We start from the raw sequence: 3,206 nt of genomic DNA, 5'->3' as shown, positions 1-3,206 counted from the left end.
ACGGTAAGGGCCGCGACGGCGGCCCCGCAGGCTCATGCCTGCGAAGGCAAGCGGCCGGACGGCCGCGCCCGCCGTCTGAGGGCAAGCGCAAAGCCTGATGTGTCAGGCTTTGCGCTTGATTGTATGATCGGCCTGACCCGGCAGCGCTGGGTGAGGAAGAGGGGACACGCCCGCCCTGGAAATCGATGCGTTTTGCGCGTCGCCTCTTCCCGTCGTGCAGGGTGCTGCCCTATGGTCGAAACGCAACGGTTGCCGTGCCGCGAACGAGATCGTCGATGGAAGAGCCTCTGGTCAGCGTCGTCATACCGGCTTTCAACCGGGCCCACACGCTGCGCCGTGCCATCGAAAGCGTGCAAATGCAGGACGTCGGGTCCTGGGAACTGATCGTCGTGGACGATGGCTCCATCGACGGCAGTCCGGAGATTCCCGAATCCTTCGGCGATGCGCGCATCCGCCTGATCCGGCACGAGACCAACCGTGGTGCGGCGGCGGCCCGCAACACGGGGGTCGCTGCGGCGCATGGCCGTTACATCGCCTTCCTCGATTCCGACGATGAATGGTTGCAGGGCAAGCTCCGGGCTCAGCTGGACGCCCTGGAAAGCGGACCGGACACGCCGCAGGCTTTGTGCACCGGCTTCCTGCTGCACCGGGAGGAAACCGGACGCTGCACGAAGCGGTGGCCGAAGCCGGAAGGGACATGGTTCGAGACGCTTCTGGACGGCTGCTACGTTTCGCCCGGCTCCACCCTCATGGTGCGGCGGGACTGCTTCGCCGCCGTCGGACCGCTCGACGAGACGCTGCCCCGGCTCGAGGATTGGGACTGGCTTCTGCGCTGCATGGAGCGCTTCGCCTTCGACTGCCTGCCGGTGCTGGGGGCGGTGGTGCATGTGGGGCGGCCCGCGCGCTCGGCCCCGGTCACGGTCGCCATCGATCGCCTCGACCGGCTGCACGCCGAGCGGGTCCTGCGCGTCGCCGGTCCGGAAGGGCTGCGGCGCTTCCGGGCCAGCCTCGCCATCGAACAGGCGGTCGCCGCCGTGCATGAGGACGCCCATATGACGGCGCTCAGCCACATCGGGCGCGCCTTCTCCTGGTCGCCGACGCGCACCGCGCGTTTCCTGGCCCGCTGCGCGGTCCGCGCCTTCTGACGGCGGTGGCGTTCCGCCTCAGCGGTGGGCGGGCAGGCGGCGGTAGAGGGCCAGCAGCCGGTCGACGGTGGCCGGCCAGGTGAAGTCGCGGACACGCACGCGGCCCGCGGCGGCCAGCCGGCTGCGCAGAAGGGGGTCGCCCAGCACCCGCTCCAAGGCCTCCGTCAGGCTCTCAGGCTGTGCAGGATCGAAATAGACGGCGGCGTCGCCGGCGATCTCGGGGAAGCAGCTGCGGTCGCTCAGCACCGCCGGGCAGCCGTTGGCAAGGCTTTCCAGGATCGGCAGCCCGAACCCTTCGTACAGCGACGGGAAGACGAAGGCGGCGGCGTGCGCGTAAGCGTAGGCAAGGTCGCCGGCCGCCAGCGTGCGCTGGTGCAGGCGGGCGGCGCACCCGGCCTCCAGGAAGGGCTGGCGCTCCTCGTCCAGGAGATGGCCCCCGCCGACGCAGACCAGATGCAGGTCGGTCCGGTGCGCCATCAGGGCGGCCAACCGCCGCGCCACGCCCGCAAAGTTCTTGTAGCCGTCGCGTCGCCCGACGATCAGCAGGAAGCGGTCCGGCAGAGCGATTCCCGCCCGGCGGCCCGGCACCCACACGGCGTCCCGCGACAGGCCATGATGCACCACCTCCACCCGCGCCGGATCGATGCCGTAGAGGCGGACCAGGTCGGCCTTGGTGTGCTCCGACACCGCGACGATGGCGGCGGCGGCGGCGCAGAGCGCCCGCTTGCCGGGATGGATCTCCTCCGGTTTGGCGAAGATCTCCGGCATCAGTTCCGGAGCCATGTCGTGGACGGTCACCACCATGGGGCGCCCGTGCAGGAGATCGGTCAGGCTGGTGTCGTAGAAGGTTTGATGGAAGACGTCGAAGGCCCCGTGCCGCAGCGCCCGGCGGATCAGCCGGCGGTTATGGGCGCGCAGCAGGCTGCGCTTTCCGGGAAAATGCCCGCCGCCCAGGAAATCCCGGACATCCAGGCCCGGCTGATCCATCAGGTGGCTGTTGATGACCTGCCGGAAGGGCAGGACCACCTGGACGCCGGGCCGGGCGCGCAGCTCAGCGACAAGCTCCGCGAAGCAGCGCGACACCCCGCCGTGGCGCTGGATGGAGAAGATGTGGTCGTCGAAGAGAATGCGCATGCGCCGTCTCAGCGCCGCCACGTCACGCCGAGCCGCACCAGGACGCCCAGCGTGACCGCGCGCAGGCGCCAGAAGGGGCTGTTCTGCATGCTGGTCAGCTCGTTCTGGACCGTGCGCAGATGCTGTTCGCTGCGCTGGAGGCGGCGGCGCAGGACCCAGGGGGATTCCTCGTCCTCGTCGTTGGCGCCAGTGGCCGCGCCGGCGGCCTGCGTGGTCCGCAACTCCTGCCACACCGGCGGCGGCGGGGCCAGGCGCCCGTCCTTCAGCTTGGCGACGCTGTCCAGCAGATGGGCGGCCATGGTTTCGGCCATGGCGGTGAAGGAGAAGCGGGCGGCCTGTTCCAGCCCGCGGCGGACCATGTCGGCGCGGCGTCCCGGATCGCGCGCCGCGGCGAGGGCCGCAACCATGCCGGCGGCATCGTCCTCGCCCACGAACAGGGCGGCGTCGCCGGCCACCTCGATCAGCGAGGAGTTGGCGCAGGTGATCACCGGGCAGCCGCAGGCCATCGCCTCGACGACCGGCATGCCGAAGCCCTCGTAGCGCGACGGGTAAGCCATCGCCTCCGCCCCGGCGTAGGCCAGACGCAGTTCGTCGTCGCTCAGCGACAGGCGCAGCATCCGGGTGTCGGGCGCCAGGGCACGGAACATCGGCTCCACCTCCTTGCCGCCGCCCACGCACAGCAGGGTGAGGTCGCGGGTCGCCGGGTCGCCCAGGCCGAGCGCGCGGGCCAGCAACAGACCGTTCTTGTAGCCCCGGTAGCCGGCGCGGTCGCCGACCATCAGCACATAGGGGCCGGTCAGTCCGTGCGCCTTGCGGAAGGCGTCGACCTCCGCGGCCCCGGCCGGGCGGAAGGCGTCGCCGACGCCGTTGTGGGCGACCACGGTGCTGCCGGCGGGGACGCAGGGGAACGCCCGCTCCAGGTCGCGG

Annotated in this window: 3 protein-coding genes; 1 reads left to right on the top strand and 2 read right to left on the bottom strand. The window is 71.0% G+C overall.

Annotated elements, in window-relative coordinates:
* Positions 1-275 precede the first annotated feature (275 nt).
* Positions 276-1,145, top strand: a complete 870-nt coding sequence (locus GBZ26_RS28420) for a glycosyltransferase family 2 protein (RefSeq protein ID WP_174441668.1) — start codon at positions 276-278, stop codon at positions 1,143-1,145.
* Positions 1,146-1,163: 18 nt separating this feature from the next.
* On the opposite strand, the gene GBZ26_RS28415 is transcribed toward GBZ26_RS28420, so the two are convergent.
* The gene (locus GBZ26_RS28415; protein ID WP_174441667.1) at positions 1,164-2,279 is read right to left on the bottom strand and encodes a glycosyltransferase family 4 protein; all 1,116 of its coding nucleotides are present in this window, start codon (positions 2,277-2,279) and stop codon (positions 1,164-1,166) included.
* 8 nt (positions 2,280-2,287) lie between these two features.
* The coding region (locus GBZ26_RS28410; RefSeq protein ID WP_174441666.1) for a glycosyltransferase at positions 2,288-3,206 on the bottom strand (919 nt) is incomplete at its 5' end.

Source organism: Azospirillum formosense (assembly GCF_013340925.1).
Lineage (GTDB): Bacteria > Pseudomonadota > Alphaproteobacteria > Azospirillales > Azospirillaceae > Azospirillum > Azospirillum formosense.
This window is presented reverse-complemented; position numbering and strand designations above follow the sequence as displayed.